This is a genomic window from Tsuneonella sp. HG222, assembly GCF_053819185.1.
In genome coordinates, this window is sequence record NZ_JBSOQZ010000001.1 from 2,000,049 (window position 1) to 2,015,900 (window position 15,852).

General features: G+C 67.9%; 13 protein-coding genes. 6 read left to right on the forward strand and 7 right to left on the reverse strand.

The annotated features are described in order from the left end of the window. Positions 1-116: 116 nt before the first annotated feature. The 4 genes from ACWPMZ_RS10170 to ACWPMZ_RS10185 all read right to left on the reverse strand — a co-directional run bounded on the left by ACWPMZ_RS10170 (position 117) and on the right by ACWPMZ_RS10185 (position 5,670). Positions 117-1,883 (reverse strand): flotillin family protein, encoded by a 1,767-nt coding sequence (locus ACWPMZ_RS10170; protein ID WP_455703892.1) that lies wholly within the window; start codon positions 1,881-1,883, stop codon positions 117-119. 24 nt (positions 1,884-1,907) lie between these two features. Then, a complete protein-coding gene (locus ACWPMZ_RS10175; protein ID WP_455703893.1) occupies positions 1,908-2,537 on the reverse strand; it encodes an OB-fold-containig protein in 630 nt (209 codons plus the stop codon). A 237-nt stretch (positions 2,538-2,774) separates the two neighbouring features. Continuing rightward, on the reverse strand, positions 2,775-4,190 hold the full coding sequence (gene astD / locus ACWPMZ_RS10180; protein WP_455703894.1) for a succinylglutamate-semialdehyde dehydrogenase: 1,416 nt from the start codon (positions 4,188-4,190) through the stop codon (positions 2,775-2,777). An 82-nt stretch (positions 4,191-4,272) separates the two neighbouring features. Continuing rightward, complete coding sequence (locus tag ACWPMZ_RS10185) at positions 4,273-5,670, reverse strand: protein adenylyltransferase SelO family protein (protein ID WP_455703895.1); 1,398 nt, start codon at positions 5,668-5,670, stop codon at positions 4,273-4,275. Positions 5,671-5,735: 65 nt separating this feature from the next. Between ACWPMZ_RS10185 and ACWPMZ_RS10190 the strand changes: the two genes are divergently transcribed. From ACWPMZ_RS10190 to ACWPMZ_RS10210, 5 genes are all read left to right on the forward strand, one after another. Then, positions 5,736-6,611: an alpha/beta fold hydrolase gene (locus tag ACWPMZ_RS10190; protein WP_455703896.1), complete on the forward strand. Its 876-nt coding sequence runs from the start codon at positions 5,736-5,738 to the stop codon at positions 6,609-6,611. Beyond that, positions 6,608-7,732: a glycosyltransferase family 4 protein gene (locus ACWPMZ_RS10195; RefSeq protein ID WP_455703897.1), complete on the forward strand. Its 1,125-nt coding sequence runs from the start codon at positions 6,608-6,610 to the stop codon at positions 7,730-7,732. Before ACWPMZ_RS10190 ends, ACWPMZ_RS10195 begins: the two co-directional genes overlap by 4 nt. Before the next feature lie 112 nt (positions 7,733-7,844). After that, positions 7,845-8,639, forward strand: coding sequence for a tetratricopeptide repeat protein (locus ACWPMZ_RS10200; RefSeq protein WP_455703898.1), 795 nt, complete (start codon positions 7,845-7,847; stop codon positions 8,637-8,639). Positions 8,640-8,650: 11 nt separating this feature from the next. Then, positions 8,651-10,000: an outer membrane protein assembly factor BamB family protein gene (locus tag ACWPMZ_RS10205; protein WP_455703899.1), complete on the forward strand. Its 1,350-nt coding sequence runs from the start codon at positions 8,651-8,653 to the stop codon at positions 9,998-10,000. Between the two features lie 49 nt (positions 10,001-10,049). After that, positions 10,050-11,405, forward strand: a complete 1,356-nt coding sequence (locus tag ACWPMZ_RS10210) for a methyltransferase family protein (protein WP_455703900.1) — start codon at positions 10,050-10,052, stop codon at positions 11,403-11,405. Between the two features lies 1 nt (position 11,406). Here the strand turns inward: ACWPMZ_RS10210 and ACWPMZ_RS10215 are convergent, their stop codons facing one another. Genes ACWPMZ_RS10215 through ACWPMZ_RS10225 form a run of 3 tightly spaced genes read right to left on the reverse strand, consistent with a single transcriptional unit; the run spans position 11,407 to position 14,868 of the window. Then, a complete protein-coding gene (locus ACWPMZ_RS10215) occupies positions 11,407-12,624 on the reverse strand; it encodes a cytochrome-c peroxidase (RefSeq protein WP_455703901.1) in 1,218 nt (405 codons plus the stop codon). 58 nt (positions 12,625-12,682) lie between these two features. Beyond that, the gene (locus ACWPMZ_RS10220; RefSeq protein WP_455703902.1) at positions 12,683-14,053 is read right to left on the reverse strand and encodes a glutamate--cysteine ligase; all 1,371 of its coding nucleotides are present in this window, start codon (positions 14,051-14,053) and stop codon (positions 12,683-12,685) included. A 59-nt stretch (positions 14,054-14,112) separates the two neighbouring features. After that, positions 14,113-14,868, reverse strand: a complete 756-nt coding sequence (locus tag ACWPMZ_RS10225; RefSeq protein WP_455703903.1) for a 16S rRNA (uracil(1498)-N(3))-methyltransferase — start codon at positions 14,866-14,868, stop codon at positions 14,113-14,115. Positions 14,869-14,908: 40 nt separating this feature from the next. On the opposite strand from ACWPMZ_RS10225, the gene ubiA reads away from it, so the two are divergent. Further along, positions 14,909-15,826, forward strand: coding sequence for a 4-hydroxybenzoate octaprenyltransferase (gene ubiA, locus ACWPMZ_RS10230; protein WP_455703904.1), 918 nt, complete (start codon positions 14,909-14,911; stop codon positions 15,824-15,826). Positions 15,827-15,852 lie beyond the last annotated feature (26 nt).

Consider the following 15,852-nt stretch of genomic DNA (forward strand, 5'->3'; position numbering starts at 1 on the left):
ACCGCTAACGACCCTGTTGTTCGAATGCTGGTCATCCCATGACTAGGCCCGCAGCCATTCCTTATGCTTCGGTCCGGCCACAAGTCTCTTGTTCGCCAAGGCGATCCACTCACGAATCAATCAGATGGGTTTGCCTTGCCGAAGCCCTTGGTAATTTCAGCAGCAGGCGCAGCCGTAGGCGCATCCGCCGTGCCGCGGGCATTGCTTTCCGTTTCGACCGCGCCGGTGTCCAGAGGCAGGTGCGCCTTCAACTCGCTCAAAGAAGCCCCTTCGACCATTTTGCCTAGCGAGGAGCCGTCCAAACCCAGCTCCTTCATCAGTCCGTCGAGCACAGGCGCCTGCGCACGATAGGCCAGCGCGGCGGCTACAGCGTCATTGGCAAGGTTGCCGGACCCTCCGGCGTTGCCACCAGTTGTACCCGGCGCGCCGTATTTCTGCGTCAGCCCGTCCACCTGCACGATCTTGATAGAATCTATAGCTTCCATCGGCTTGGCGCTTTCACGGATCATTTCCGGTAGCACCTTCAGTAGCGCCAGCTTGGTCTGCAAGCTGATCTGGTCCATCGACAGGATATTCGCAGCCTCGTTTATGGCCCGTTGGCCAGCGGCTTCCACGTCGAACCGCACGCGGTCGGCTTCGGCCCGCAACTTCACTGCATCGGCAGCGCCTTCGGCCTCGCGACGGATCGCTTCGGCGCGATTGATCGCCGCGTCCTTGTCGGCCTCCGCATCGACGCGAATCTTGATCGCGTCGCGCTCGGCTTGTTTGGCCGCCTCGATCAGCTCGATCTTCTTTCCCCTTTCGGCGATCTCGCTCTCTCGGCTGGTGGCGACACGTTCCTCAGCCTCGACCGCCTTGGCGCGCGCTGCATCGGCTTCGGCCTTTGCCTGACTTTCCTCGCGGCTTTTGTTCTGCACGGCGATCTGCTGTTCCTGCCGTGCGATTTCCAATGCGCGAACCTGATCGATCCGAGCTTCCTCGACTAACCGGTCAGCCTCAATCTGCTGTGCATCGACCTGCTTTTTAGCCTCGATCCGTGCGGCATCGGCCTCGCGGGTTCGTTCGGCCTGTTCGCGGGCGATTTCAGAAGACTGCTTGGCACGGCGCATTTCGACTTCGCGCTCCTGCTCCAGCCGGGCATATTCCTTGTCGCGGCCGATCTCAAAGCTCCGCGTATCAGCCTCGAGATTCTTGGTCTCAATCTGCACGCGAGTGTCTTGCTCGATATCATTGCGCAGCTTCTTTCGTGCCTCGATCTGCTCGGTCAGCTTGGTCAGGCCTTCGGCGTCGAATGCGTTGTTGGCGTTGAAGTGCTCGATGCTGGTCTGGTCGAGGCCGGTCAAAGACACTGATTCCAGCTCCAACCCGTTCATCGCCAGATCGTTGGAGCTGACCTGCTGCACCTTCTGGACGAAGTCGGCCCGCTGTTCGTGAAGCTCGTTCATGGTCATGCCGGCCGCAACAGAGCGCAGCGCGTCAACGAATTTGCCTTCGACAAGATCTTTCAGAGCTTCTGGTTGCATGGTCCGCTGACCAAGCGTCTGTGCCGCCATGCCGATTGCTGCGGCATCGGGCTTCACTCGTACGTAAAATTCTGCCTTCACGTCGATGCGCAAGCGGTCGAGTGTAATCAGCGCCTCGGCATCGCGGCGAATTACCGCAAGTACCAGCGTGTTCATATTGACAGGCATGGTTTCATGGAAAACCGGCAGCACCAGGGCGCCGCCGTTCATCACGACCTTCTCGCCTCCCACACCCGTCCGCACAAAGGCGGTTTCCTTGCTGGCGCGGTGATATAATTTGAGAATGAAAATGATGATGGCGAGTACGCCTATCGCTCCTGACACCGCCAGAACTGTCCCGCTTCCAATTACTTCTAGCATCACTTACCCCGTCGATTGGTTGTGTCAGGACATCGGTGCGAGCTTGCGCTCTGAAAGCGGCACCCCGTAGAAAACTTGGTCTTCCCGGCGCACCAGCAACAGTTCGTCCCCTTCCAAGAGTTCGCTCGCTTGCTCGTGGGGTTCGACCATAACGTAATGTGCATGACCATAACGATCGAGGACCTTGGCCCGCGCTGGATACCCGGCGGCGGCACGTCCATGGGCTATGACAGCCCTGCGCCCGACAAGGCTGTCGACCTCGACTGCACTGGTTTCGTCCTGCGGGAGAACGCGCGCCAGCGGGCGCACCAGTATCCCCGTCGTTGGCAGTGTTGCCACCGCTGAGATGGCAGAGGCAAGCCACGAGTGCAGAGGTGTGCCGATGAGGAAGGAGCTAAGTGACTGGATGCCGATACCTATGGCGGCGAACAGAAAGAGGAAGACGATTAGCCAGATTAGGAATGGCACACGTCCAATGCCCAGTAAGGTGGTGAGGCCACCCAAAAAATTCGTCGCCCCGTCGATGTCGCCATCAACATCCAGGTCCACATCGGGACCGAAATCGGCGAGGCCGACAATTTGTAGCAGCGACAGCAGGAGCATCGCGCCAAGCGCGACGGCAAATGGCAAATTGTAAGATGCCAGCATTTCCATGGCACCCTCCCCTAAACAGACGGCGCACAAAATTGCATCCCTTTTTCAATTGCCATTCGACATCGGCGAATTCGCCCTGATCAGAAAAAGGTATTGAAAACTCTGTATCGAACAAAGGTGACGGCTACCCGCTGATGTCAGCTAACCACCCCACAATCGGACGTTCGCGCTCTCCGGGGCGCAAGCCGAAAGCGGACGCTCTATTGGCTAGGTCCCTGCCCCCACCGGAGACCCGGCCTAGTCGTCCTTGAAGCCAACGCCCAGGCTGGCGCGGGGCTGTTCCATTTCGGTGCTGGCGACCGGATAGGCGCAATAGTCCGCCGCATAGAACGCAGCCGGGCGGTGGTTGCCCGACAGCCCGATCCCGCCGAAGGGCGCGCCGGAACTGGCGCCGTTGGTCGGCCGGTTCCAGTTGACGATCCCGGCCCGGATGTTGGCCCAGAAGCGGTTGTATTCCTGCGGGGTGCCGCCGATCAGCGAAGCCGACAGGCCGAAGCGCGTGTTGTTCGCCTCGGCGATGGCCTGGTCGAAATCGTCCACCTTGATGACCTGCAGCAAGGGGCCGAACAGCTCCACGTCGGGCCGTTCCTTCATCGCCGTGGTGTCGATGATCCCGGGTGTCAGGAACGGCAGGTCGCCCTTGGGGCGGCGCAGGTGGCTTATCGCCCTGCCGCCGTTCGACAGGAAATAGAGGAACGCCTCGGTCAGCTGGTCGGCCGCCTGGCCGTCGATCACCGGGCCCATGAACGGCGCCGGATCGTCGAACGGGCCGCCGATGATGATCCGTTTGGCGAGCCGCTTAATTTCCTCGAGCGCCTGGTCGTACAGGCTGGCCTTCACGATCAACCGGCGCGCCGCCGTGCAGCGCTGCCCGGCGGTGGTGAAGGCCGACTGCACGACCAGCGTGGCCGCATCGTGCATCTTGGGCGTGTCCCACAGGACCACCGGGTTGTTGCCGCCCATTTCGAGCGCCACGACCTTGCCCGGATTGGCCGCCAGCTTGCGGTTGATGGCTATGCCGGCCTGCGCGCTGCCGGTGAACAGCACGCCGTCGATGCCGGGGTGGGCGACCAGCGCCTTGCCTTCTTCCGGCCCGCCCTGCAGCACCTGGATCAGCGCCGCGCTGATCCCCGCGCGATTGAACAGCTTCATCAGGAATTCGCCCACCGCGGGGGTCTTTTCGCTGGGCTTGAAGATTACCGCGTTGCCGGCGATCAGCGCGGGCACGATATGGCCGTTGGGCAGGTGCGCGGGGAAGTTGTAGGGGCCCAGCACCGCCATGACGCCATGTGGCTTGTGGCGCACCGCCGATGCGCCCTTCAGCGCGCTGTCGAGCTTGCGCTGGCCGGTCCGCTCGGCATAGGCGCGCACGGAAATCTCGACCTTGGCGATGACCGACTCGACCTCGGTGCGCGCTTCCCACAGCGGCTTGCCGGTTTCGCGCGCGATCAGCTCGGCGAAGGCGTCCTGCTCCTTGCGCACCTCGTTGGCGAAGCGGCGGACCAGTTCGATGCGGTTGGCGAGCGGCTGCGCGGCCCAGGCCGGCCACGCACGGCGCGCGCGATCGACCGTCTCCTCGACGTTCCCGGCCTTGCCGCGCCAAAATTCCGCGCCGGTCGCCGGCTCGGTGGAGATGATGGTATTCTGGGTCAAAGGGACAGGTTCGGCTCGCGTAGGACTGCGCTGATAACGGCTGCCCGTTAACCAAGCCAGTGCGTTAACGGTTTAAATTGACCTAAGCGTGGCCGGCCGGCACGGGCGGTTCGCCCAGCGCACGGCCCATCTCGCGCAGCGCCGCGACCTTGGTTTCCAGCGGCCCCCAGTCGTCGCGTTCGGCGATGGCCGACCAGATCGCCTCGACCTCGTCGATCAGCATCGCCTGCGGCTCGCCGCCCTGCCAATAAGGATGGTCGTCGCCGACCGCCTCGTAGCCGCTCAGCGCCTCGGCCAGTGCGCCGGTCGCGCCCCGCCCGCCGCGATGGACGAAGAAAAAGGCATCGGGGCCGATGGCCGCCTCGCGCATTTCCTTCTCTGCCGCCGCGATCAGCGCGCCGTCGGTCTCCTGGCCCCGGCTCGCGACGCCGAGGCGCCAGCGGAACCGCCGGGTCATCGCCGCTTCGTAGAGGTCGCCGAAGCGGTTGAACGCGGCGACCAGCGGCTCCGCCTCGCAGATCGTGCGCAGCGCGATGGCCAGCTGGCCCAGGTTCCAGCGGATCGCCTCGGGCTGGCGGGCGAAGGCGTAGAGCCCGGCATGATCGAAATAGGCGGCGGTGAAGGCCGGGTCCCAGCGCGGCAGCCAGCGCCACGGGCCGTAATCGAAGCTCTCGCCCGTCACGTTCATGTTGTCGGAATTGAGCACGCCGTGGACGAACCCGGCGACCATGTAGCTTGCGGCCAGGTCCGCCAGGCGCTCGGTCACGTGGTGCAGCAGGATCGCCGCGGGCTCGTCGCGCCCCGGCGCGTCGGCGGGCGGCGGCAGGCCGGGATAGAGCCGCAGGCAGTAATCGACCAGTTCGCGCATGTGATCGCTCTCGCCCAGCGCGGCGAGGCGCTGGAACGTGCCGATGCGGATATGCGAATGGCTCAGCCGCACGAGGACCGCGGAGCGCGTCGGGCTCGGCTCGTCGCCGCGCTCGAGGTCCTCGCCGGTCTCGACGACCGAGAAGGTCTTGCTGGTGTAGGTGCCGAGCGCCTCGAGCATCTCGGTCGCGAGGATCTCGCGCACCGCGCCCTTGAGCGTCAGCCGGCCGTCGGCCGTGCGGCTCCACGGGGTGCGGCCCGAACCCTTGGTACCGAGGTCGAGCAACCTGCCCTCTCCATCGCGAAGCTGCGCGAAGGTGAACCCGCGCCCGTCGCCGATCTCCGGATTGTACACCCGGAACTGGTGCCCGTGATAACGCTGGGCGAGCGGCTGCGGCAGGTTTCCGGGCAATGGCTCGAAGCGGCCGAAGTGGCGGGTCCAGTCCGCGTCGTCCAGCGTATCCAGGCCCACCGCGCGGTCCCATCGCCGGTTGCGAAAGCGCTGGATCGCCTGCGGAAAGTCGGCCGCCTCGACCGGGTCGGCCAGCCATTCGGCCAGCGAGGAAAGCTGTGGGTCGGGGCGATATTCGCCTGCTTGCGGATCGGCGCGCATCTGCCATTAGTGGCCCCGCCACGGGCCACGTTCAAGGCGGGCCGCAATGGGGAACGGCGCGCAGTATGGCGGAATCCGCCTGGATCGACGGGGAATGGCAGAGCGAGGACGGGCTGACCCTGGCCTATCGCGACTATCCCGCCGCGCCCGGCAAGGGTGGCGGCAGGCCGCCACTATTGTGCCTCCACGGCCTGACCCGCAACGGCCGGGACTTCGCCGCTCTGGCGGAAGATCTGGCCGGCGAATGGCGGCTGATCGTGCCCGACATGCGCGGCCGCGGCCGCAGCGAATATGCCAAGACCAGCGGCAGTTACGACTTGCCGACTTACCTGGACGACGTGGTCCGCCTGCTGCAGGCGCTCGATCCCGGCCCCGTGGCCGTGGTCGGCACGTCGATGGGCGGGCTGATGGCGATGGTCATGGCGGCGACCGGCGCCTGGCCGCTGGCCGGCGTGCTGCTCAACGACATCGGCCCCGATCTGGAGCCTGCGGGCCTCGACCGGATCCGCTCCTACGTGGGGCAGCCGCGCAGCTACGAAACCTGGATGCACGCCGCGCGCGGGCTGCGCGACAGCGCCGGTCCGGCGCACCCCGATTTCGTCCTGAGCGACTGGCTGACGATGGCCAAGCGCACGATGTGCGTCACCGGCAACGGCCGCATCGCGTTCGACTACGACATGAAGATCGCCGAGCCGATGGCCGCGACCGAAGGCGCGCAGGTGCCCGACCTGTGGCCCGCCTACCGCGCGCTGGCGGGCCTGCCGGTCCTGATCCTGCGCGGCGAGAAGTCGGACCTTCTGTCGGAAGCCACCGTCGCCAAGATGATCGCGGAAGTGCCTGGCGCGCAGGCGGTAACCGTCCCGCGCGTGGGCCACGTCCCGCTGCTGACCGAGCCCGAGGCGCGTGCCGCGATCGCCGGCTGGCTCGCCCGCCTGGCATGAGCGTCCCGCGTTTCCTCCACCTGCATTCCGCCTTCGACGCAGGCGGCAAGGAAGTGCGTTGCGTCCGCCTGATCGAGGCGTTCGGCGCGGCGGCGGAGCACGCCATCGTGTCCGGCGATCCCGAGCGGCGCGGGGCGGCGAAGCTGCTGAGCGGCAAGGCCCGGGTCGCCTGGCCCGCCTTCCCGGCCCTGCGCGGCAAGCCTTTCCCCAACCGCCTGCGCCGCCTGGCCGAGGCGATGCGCGGCCACGACCTGGTGCTGACCTACAATTGGGGCGCGATGGATGCGGTGCTGGCGCACACGCTGTTCGCCGACGTCTACAAGCTCCCGCCGCTGATCCATCACGAGGATGGCTTCAACGAGGACGAGGCCACCGGCCTCAAGGCCACCCGCAACGTCTATCGCCGGATTGCGCTGGGCCGTGCCCACGCGCTGGTCGTCCCCTCGCGCACTTTGAAGCGGATCGCGCTCGACGTGTGGCACCAGCCGCAGCGGCGGGTGCGCCGCATCGCCAACGGGATCGCGACGGCCCGTTATGGCGGCAAGCCCGACCCGCGCCTGCTGCCCGGCCTGATCAAGCACGAGGGCGAGATCTGGATCGGCACGCTGGCCGGCCTGCGCAAGGTCAAGAACCTGCCGGCCCTCGTGCGCGCGGTGGCCCCGCTCCCTGACGAATGCCAGCTCGTCATCGCCGGCGAGGGGCCGGAACGCGAGGCGATCCTGGCCGAGGCAGGCAGGCTGGGCATCGAGGACCGCGTGCATCTGCCGGGGTTCGTCGATCCGACGAAGATCGCCCCGCTGTTCGATGTCTTCGCCCTCTCGTCCAACAGCGAGCAATTCCCCATCTCGGTGGTCGAGGCGATGGCCGCCGCGCTGCCGGTCGTCGCGCCCGACGTGGGCGACGTGGCGCCGATGGTCGCGAACGAGAACGCGCCGCTGATCGTCCCGGCGGGCGACGAGCGGGCCCTGTCCGCAGCGCTCGAGCGGATCTGCCGTGACCGCGCCCTGGCGAGCGAGATCGGCGCGGCCAACCGGGCAAAGGCACTGGCCGAGTTCGACGAGGCGACGATGATCGAGCGCTATCGCAAGCTCTACTGGGGAGCCATCGCCCGCCAGGGCTGACCTTCACCCGCTGTTCACCTGCTGGTGGACACATCGCACAGACAGATTGAGTTTCGCCGTCCGTTTCCTTAACGGGGCGCGGACAAGTGAACCGCTAGATCGAAAGCCCGGCGTGGCCCTGACACCCATCACCCCCAAGTCCGAGTCCGAAAAGCAGGCGGCGCGCGAAGCCGCGCAGCAGGACATGCTGCTGCGGGAAGTCGACGATGCCGTCAGGCAGGACGACGCGACCGAGTTCGTCAGGCGCTACGGCAAGCCGCTGGGCGCGCTGTTCGTCGCCGCGCTGCTCGCCTTCGCCGGATGGCTGTGGTGGAGCGGCCATCGCGCGGGCCAGGAGGAAGAAGGGTCCGAGGCGTTCGTCAAGGCGCTCGACCAGTTCCAGGCCGGCAACCTCGACACCGCCGACCGGCAGCTTGCCACGATCGCCGAGAACGGAGCCCCCGCTGCGGCAGCTGCCGCAGCGATGATGCGCGCGGGCATCGCGGCGCAGAACGGCAACATCGACCAGGCCGCGCAGATGTTCAACGCCGTCGCCGCCGACGGCGACGCGCCCAAGGAATACCGCGACTTCGCCACGGTGCGCGCGGTCGCCGCCAGTTACGAGAAGATGAAGCCCGAGGATGTCGTCGCCCGGCTGAAGCCGCTCGCCACGCCCGGCAACCCCTGGTTCGCCAGCGCCGCGGAACTGGTGGCGATGGCCTATATCAAGCAGGGCAATAACGACCTGGCGGGGCCGCTGTTCACGGCGATCGCGCAGGACGAAACCGCGCCGGATACCGCCCGCTCGCGGGCCCGGCAGATGGCTGGCATGCTCGGCTTCGACGCGATCGAGGACGTTGACGCAACGCTGGCCGAACTGCGCGAACGCGATGCCGCCGCGCAGGCGCAGGCTCAGGCCGCTCAATAATGGATCGACAGATGAACCCCACCAAGCGCCTAGTTTCCTTCCGTAGTATCGCTCTGGCGACCGCGGCCCTCGCCATGCTCGGCGGGTGCAGCGCGCTGGGCGGCGGCGGTGACAAGAAGACGACTCCGACCGTGGGCAACCGCAAGCCGATCCTGTCGACCATCAGCCAAGTCGTCACCGCCGACCCGGCGCTGGCGGGCGTATCGGTCGTCGTGCCCACCGCCACCGTCAACGCGGATTGGCCGCAGGCCGCGGGCAATGCCAGCAAGTCGGTCGGCAACGTCGCGCTGGGCGCGGCCCCGGTCCGCGTCTGGACCGCGCAGGTCCCCGGCACCAGCAAGCGCGAGCGCCTTGCCGCGGCCCCTGTCGTGGGCGGCGGCTCGCTGTTCGTGGTCGACGTCAACGGCGAGGTGCAGGCTTTCGACGCGGCAACGGGCGTCAAGCGCTGGAGCCACACGATCGAGGTCGCCCGCGACCTGCGCCCCTCGACCTTCGGCGGCGGCGCGAGCTATGCCGATGGCAAGGTCTACGCCACCAGCGGCGCTGGCGATGTCGTCAAGCTCGACGCAGTGACCGGCGCCGAGGAATGGCGGGTCAAGCCGGCAGGTCCGCTGCGCGGTTCGCCCACCGTGGCCTTCAACGCGGTCTACGCGATGACGCAGGACAACCAGATCGTCGCGCTCGACATCGCCGACGGCCACACCGTCTGGCAGGACGCCGCCGCCTCGGGCGAATCGGGCGTGTTCGGCGTGGCTGCTCCCGCAGCCGGCCAGGGCACGGTGATCGCCGGCTACAGCACGGGCGAAATCGTCGCCTACCGTTACGAGAACGGCCGGACGCTGTGGTCCGATGCACTGTCCCGCACTTCGATCTCCACCTCGGTCGGCACGCTGACCGATGTCGACGCCGACCCGATCATCGACGGTGGCCGCGTCTACGCGCTGGGCCAGGGTGGGCGCATGGCGGCCTACGAGCTGGTCACCGGGCAACGCATCTGGGAACTGCCGCTGGCCGGCATCTCGACCCCGGTGGTCGTCGGCGAATGGCTCTTCACGCTGACCGACGATGCGCGGATCATCGCCATCGCCCGCTCGACCGGCAAGGTGCGCTGGATCAGCCAGCTCATGCGCTACCGGAACGAGGAAAAGCGCGAGAACCCGGTGTTCTGGACCGGCCCGGTGCTGGCCAATAGCCGGTTGTGGATCGCCAACACGCGCGGCGAACTCAAGTCGGTCGATACGATGACCGGCGAAGTGGCCGACTTCGCGGAGTTCGACAGCGCAATCTCGCTCCCGCCGGTCGTGGCCAACCAGACGCTCTACGTGCTCGAGGACAACGGGCGCATCAGCGCCTACCGCTGAGCCGGGTTTTACCGCGGCCTTAACCCTTTCCCGCCTAGAACGGCGGGGCATGAGCGCGCGTTCACCCTCTGCCAGCCGGCCGCCGGCCAGCGACGTCTCGCCCTGGGTCGGCGCGGTCGGCCTGTTCGCGCTGCTCGGCTGGATCGCGGTGGCGCGCCAGTGGCCGGCCATTTCCGCCGCCTTCGACCTGCCCGGACCGCGCGAGCCGCTCTCCGGCCCCTACAGCGCGCTGCTGGCGATGGTGCTGACGGGCGTCGCCATGGCGGCCTGGTCGGTGCTGGTCGACAAGGTTCACCGCAACCCCAGCACCGGGATCGACTGGGCGCGCCCGCGCCCGCTGCACGAGGCGATGGAGACCGCGGTCACCAAGCTCGCCGGCCTGTGGGCGACCTGGGCGGCAATCGGCTTCTTCTACTGCCTGGGGCGCTGGTACTGGGACGGGCAATACCTGTTCGCGATGGAAGTGATCGGCCTCGCCGCGCTGCCGCTGTTCCTGCTGTCGATCCCCTACGTCCTGTGGCTCGACCGCGTGCTGGTGAACCCGCGCGACGGCGCCTGGCATTTCGGCGCGATGCTGATTGGGCGCGAGGCGTGGGATACCGAGCAGGTGAAGAAGCACTGGCGCGCCTGGGCCATCAAGGGCTTCTTCGGCGCCTTCATGATCTCCATCCTGCCACCCGGCTTCGCCGCGGCGGTGGAAACCGACTGGTCGCTGCTGCCCAGCGATCCGGTCTTTGCCGGCAATGCGCTGCTCAACCTGATGTTCGTGTTCGACGTGCAGATCGGCACCGTCGGCTATCTGCTGACGTTGCGCCCGCTCGACGCGCACATCCGCAGCGGCAACCCCTATCTCGGCGGCTGGCTCGCCGCGCTGCTGTGCTATCCGCCGTTCGTGTGGGGCTTCATGGGTGACGGCGGCGCGCTGCAGTACGAGGTCAACACCCAAAGCTGGGACGTTTGGTTCGAAGGGCATACAGTGCTGCTCTGGGCCTGGGCGGCGCTGCTGGTGGCGCTGACCGCGATCTACGCCTGGGCGACGGTCGCATTCGGCATCCGCTTTTCCAACCTGACCTATCGCGGCGTGCTGACCAACGGGCCGTACCGGTTCACCCGGCACCCGGCTTACCTCAGCAAGAACGCCTTCTGGTGGCTTTCGACGCTGCCCTTCTGGGTGACCAGCGATTCCTGGACCGACGTGGTGCGCAACACCGTGTTCCTCGGCCTCGTCAGCGCGATTTACTACTGGCGCGCGCGGACGGAGGAGGCGCACCTGCTGGCCGAGGACGCGAAGTACCGCGAGTACCACGCCTGGATGGCCGAGCACGGCTTGATCACGAGCCGCCTCGTGCGCCTGGCGCAGCTTGCCCGCAGGCGCCCGGTCGCGGCCGCGCAGCCGGCCGAATGAGCTAGCGGAACGGGTCTGAGAACTTCGGGTCGGCCGCCAGCGTCTCGTCGTTCAGGGTCAGCATGAAATCAACCAGCGCCTGCCGGTCCTCCACCGACAGGTTGAGCCGCAGCGGTGCCCCGCCGGCCGCCCCGCCCTGCCGCAGCCGGTTGTCGAGCACGGCCGAGTCCTGGATGCCCGTGCTGTAGAAATTGACCACCTGCGACAGGCTGAGGAAGCGCCCGTCGTGCATGAAGAATGCCGAGCGGCCGACGTTCTTGAGCGAGGCGGCCTTGAACAGCCGCGTCTCGTCGGCATCGAGGCCGTTGCCGCGGCTGCTCGCCGCCAGCGTGAAGGTGGGCGGCACGTGGCAGGCGGCACATCCGGCGCCGCCGCCCGGCCCCGGCGCGTTCATGAACAGCTCGCGGCCGCGCTGTTCGGACGCGGTGAAGCCCGGCAGCGGCTGGTCCAGCCCGCGGTTGGGCGCAGCGGGCGCGAAGACCTGGGCATAGGCGCGGTCCCACTTGCTGTCGGACGAGATCATCGCCCGCTGGAACTGGCCCAGCGCGCGCTGGATGCGGGCCTCGCTGATCGCCGCATCGCCGAAGGCCCGGCGGAACAGTACCGGATAGTAAGGTTTGGTGCCCAGCTTGGCGACCAGTGCCGCAAAGCCGCCCTGGTCCTGCCAGCCCATCTCCACCGGGTTGAGGATGGGGACCGAAGCTTGCGCCTCGACCGTGGCGGCGCGGCGGTCCCAGAACATCGTCCCGGGCTGGAAATAGCGCAGGTTCCCCAGCCGCATCCCGTGCGCGTTGATGAAGGCCGACCCGGTCGATCCGATGCTGAAGCGCTTGTCGTCGGCAAAGCCGAGTGCCTGCCGGTGGCAACTGGCGCACGAGACGGTGTCGTTCGTGCTCAGCGCGCGGTCGTAGAACAGCACCCGCCCCAGCGTGGCCGCGGCATTGGTGACCGGGTTGTTCGCCGGCGTGTTGTCGAGCGCCGCCAGGGTTCCGTCGTAATGGGCCGGCAGCAGCGGCGCGGCATAGTTGGGCAGGTTGGCAAGGTCGATCGTCAGGGCGGCCTGGACCGCGGCCTGGTCCGAAGCCGCCGTTTCGCTCGGCGTCGGGGTGGGCGTGGCGGTGGGCGCGGGCGTCGGCGGGCCAGAGCCGCCGTCGCCACCGCCGCACGCTGTCAGCGCCAAGGCCAGCAAAGCGCCGGTACCTGTTCCCTTCAACCGCATGACCGACCCGTCTCTTTCCCGGCGGCACAATGCCCGATCCGGGGGAGCGATCAAGGGGTCAGAAGCTTTCCTCGTAGACCCGCGCGATGTCGCCGTTCCATTCGCCATGGAACTTGTCGAGCAGGCGCTGGGCCGGGACCTTCCCGCTGGCCACGATCTCCTCGAGCGGTTCGAGGAAGCCGGTTTCGTTGTCGCCGCTCGAATTGAGCATGGCGCGGCTCGACAGCCCGGCACGGGCGATCGGCAGGATTTCGCGGGCAAGGTCGCGCAAGGTGCGCCCGCCGGGGACCGGCGCGGCAAGGCCCTGCGCGGGCACGGCGTTGCGCAGCGCCTCGCGCTCTTCCATCGACCAGCCCTTGACCACGTCCCACGCCGCGTCGAGCGCGCCTTGGTCGTAGAGCAGGCCGACCCACAGCGCCGGCAGCGCGCAGATCCGGTTCCACGGGCCGCCATCGGCACCGCGCATCTCGAGGAAGGACTTGAGCCGCACTTCGGGGAAGGCGGTCGACAGATGGTCGATCCAGTCGCTCTCGGTCGGCAACTCGCCCGGCAGCGCGGGAAGTTCGCCGCGCATGAAGTCGCGGAAGCTCTGCCCCGCGGCGTCGATGTATTGGCCGTCGCGGAAGACGAAGTACATCGGCACGTCGAGCATGTAGTCGACGTAGCGTTCGTACCCGAAGCCGTCCTCGAACACGAAGGGCAGCATGCCCGTGCGATGCGGGTCGGTGTCCGACCAGATGTGGCTGCGATAGCTGAGGAAGCCGTTGGGCTTGCCTTCGGTGAACGGGCTGTTGGCGAACAGCGCCGTCGCCAGCGGCTGCAGGGCCAGGCTGGTGCGGAACTTGGCCACCATGTCGGCCTCGGACGAATAGTCGAGGTTGGTCTGGATGGTGCAGGTCCGCAGCATCATGTCGAGGCCCAGGCTGCCCACACGCGGCATGTGCCGCATCATGATGGCATAGCGCCCCTTGGGCATGATCGGCAGCTCTTCGCGCGTCTTGTCCGGCCACATGCCGAGGCCCAGGAAGCCGACCCCGCATTCCTCGCCGATCGCCTTGACCTGGGTCAGGTGGCGGCCGGTCTCCGCGCAGGTCTGGTGCAAAGTCTCGACCGCGGCGCCCGACAGTTCGAGCTGCCCGGCGGGCTCGAGGCTGACGGTGCCGTCCTCGCCGCCCATGGCGATGACCTTGCCGTTTTCCTCGATCGGCTCCCAGCCGAAGCGCCGCAATTCCATCAGGATATCGCGGATACCTCCGGCCTCGTCGTAACTCGGCGCCCGGTGATCGCCGGTGCGGTAGACGAGCTTTTCGTGCTCGGTGCCGATCCGCCAGCGCTCGCGCGGTTTCTCGCCTGCAGCCATGGGCTCTGCCAGCTGCTCGCGGCGTTCGATGCGCCGCTCCTCCCCCTCTGACGCCTTGCGCGTGCTCATCGCGGCGCGGTTAGGCGAGGATTCGGCCCGGCGCCAGCGCTTTTCGCAGCGATTTCACGCTAATCTTGCGGGCGCCAATCCCCGGCCACGCCCATCCACAGCGCGGTGGCGGCAATGGCGGCCGTTTCGCCCCTCAGGACCCGGGGGCCGAGCGAGATCGCCAGCGCTGCGGGATGCGCGCGGATCGCGGCGCGCTCCGCATCGTCGAACCCGCCTTCGGGCCCGACCAGCAATGCGGCAGGCTCGGTGCGCGCGGCGAACGCATCGGCCGCCGGCGCCCCGCCCTGCTCGTCGGCAAAGAACAGCGCCCGGTCGGCCGTCCAGTCGCGCAGCAGCGCGTCGAGCGTCACCGGCGCTGCGACGGCGAGCAAGGCGGTGCGGGCGCATTGCTCGGCCGCCTCGGTCACGTGCGCCAGGGCGCGCTCCATGTTGAGCTTGTCGGCCACGCAGCGCCGGGTCAGCACGGGCCGGATCGCACGGACGCCAAGCTCGGTCGCCTTCTCCAGCACGAGGTCGAAGCGATCCTTCTTGAGCAGGGCCGGGCAGAGCCAGAAGTCGGGCACGTCCTCGCGCGGGCGGAGCATTTCGACCGCTTGCAGCACGACTTCGCGCTTGCCGGCCGAAACGACTCGCGCCGCCCATTCCCCGGTCGCATCGTCGCACAGCACGACGGCATCGCCCTCGCCCACGCGCATGACCTTGGCCAGATAGTGCGCCTGGTTCCCTTCGACCGTCACGGCCTCGCCCTCTGCCAGCGGCGGGGCGACGAACAGCCGCGGGGCGGAGCGCGGGGGCCAGGCGGGGGTGGCAGGCATGGCTGGTCACTAGCCGCGCCGCGCGTTACGGGGCAAGCGAATGAGCGCCGAGACCATCACTCCCGACAGCGAGCGCAAGAGCCTTTCGGGCGGGCTCGTCGGCGCCCTGCCGCCACGCTTGCGCGATTTCGCGCTGCTGGCGCGGTTCGACCGGCCGATCGGCTGGTGGCTGCTGTTCTGGCCCTGTGCCTGGGGCGTATGGCTGGCAGGCGCCGGGTGGCAGGTCGCGCTGGTCGCCTGGCTGCTCCTGGGCAGCATCGCGATGCGCGGGGCGGGCTGCGTCTACAACGACATCGTCGATGCCGATCTCGACCGGCAGGTCGCGCGCACCGCCGTTCGGCCCGTGGCGAGCGGGCGGGTGAGCGCGAAGGCGGCTTGGGGCTGGCTCCTGCTGCTGTGCCTCGTCGGGCTGGTCGTGCTGCTGCAACTGCGCTGGCAGGCGCAACTCGTCGCGCTGGCGAGCCTGGCGCTGGTTGCGGCCTATCCCTTCATGAAGCGGATCACCTGGTGGCCGCAGGCGTGGCTCGGCCTGGTCTTCACCTGGGGGGCGCCGGTCGGCTGGATTGCGCTTCGCGGCGATCATCTCGGCGCGATGCTCGCGCTCTACGCCGGGGCGTTCTTCTGGTGTATGGGCTACGACACGATTTACGCCTGCCAGGACCGCGAGGACGATGCGCTGGTCGGCATCCGGTCGAGCGCGCTGCGGCTGGGCCGCAAGGTGCGCGCCGGGGTGATCGCGTTCTACTGCCTGGCGCTGGCCATGTGGGCGCTGGCCTTCATGCTGCGGCGGCAGGACTGGCTGGCGCTCATCGCGCTGCTGCCGGCCGCGATCCACCTGCTGTGGCAGGGGCTGACGCTGGACCCCGACAGCGCCGACAACGCGCTCGCCCGCTTCCGCTCCAACCGCTGGGCCGGGGCGCTGGTCGCGGCGGCCTGCTTCGTGGTCGGCAACGCCTGACCCGATCACCTGGCCGGCCGTGGCCG

What these genes read in the sequence shown, in the direction of transcription:
- ACWPMZ_RS10170 (WP_455703892.1), bottom strand. Translation starts at nt 1,883, where the DNA reads ATGCTAGAAGTAATTGGAAGCGGGACAGTTCTGGCGGTGTCAGGAGCG.
- ACWPMZ_RS10175 (WP_455703893.1), bottom strand. Translation starts at nt 2,537, where the DNA reads ATGGAAATGCTGGCATCTTACAATTTGCCATTTGCCGTCGCGCTTGGC.
- ACWPMZ_RS10185 (WP_455703895.1), bottom strand. Translation starts at nt 5,670, where the DNA reads ATGCGCGCCGATCCGCAAGCAGGCGAATATCGCCCCGACCCACAGCTT.
- ACWPMZ_RS10190 (WP_455703896.1), top strand. Translation starts at nt 5,736, where the DNA reads ATGGCGGAATCCGCCTGGATCGACGGGGAATGGCAGAGCGAGGACGGG.
- ACWPMZ_RS10195 (WP_455703897.1), top strand. Translation starts at nt 6,608, where the DNA reads ATGAGCGTCCCGCGTTTCCTCCACCTGCATTCCGCCTTCGACGCAGGC.
- ACWPMZ_RS10205 (WP_455703899.1), top strand. Translation starts at nt 8,651, where the DNA reads ATGAACCCCACCAAGCGCCTAGTTTCCTTCCGTAGTATCGCTCTGGCG.
- ACWPMZ_RS10210 (WP_455703900.1), top strand. Translation starts at nt 10,050, where the DNA reads ATGAGCGCGCGTTCACCCTCTGCCAGCCGGCCGCCGGCCAGCGACGTC.
- ACWPMZ_RS10215 (WP_455703901.1), bottom strand. Translation starts at nt 12,624, where the DNA reads ATGCGGTTGAAGGGAACAGGTACCGGCGCTTTGCTGGCCTTGGCGCTG.
- ACWPMZ_RS10220 (WP_455703902.1), bottom strand. Translation starts at nt 14,053, where the DNA reads ATGAGCACGCGCAAGGCGTCAGAGGGGGAGGAGCGGCGCATCGAACGC.
- ACWPMZ_RS10225 (WP_455703903.1), bottom strand. Translation starts at nt 14,868, where the DNA reads ATGCCTGCCACCCCCGCCTGGCCCCCGCGCTCCGCCCCGCGGCTGTTC.
- ubiA (WP_455703904.1), top strand. Translation starts at nt 14,909, where the DNA reads ATGAGCGCCGAGACCATCACTCCCGACAGCGAGCGCAAGAGCCTTTCG.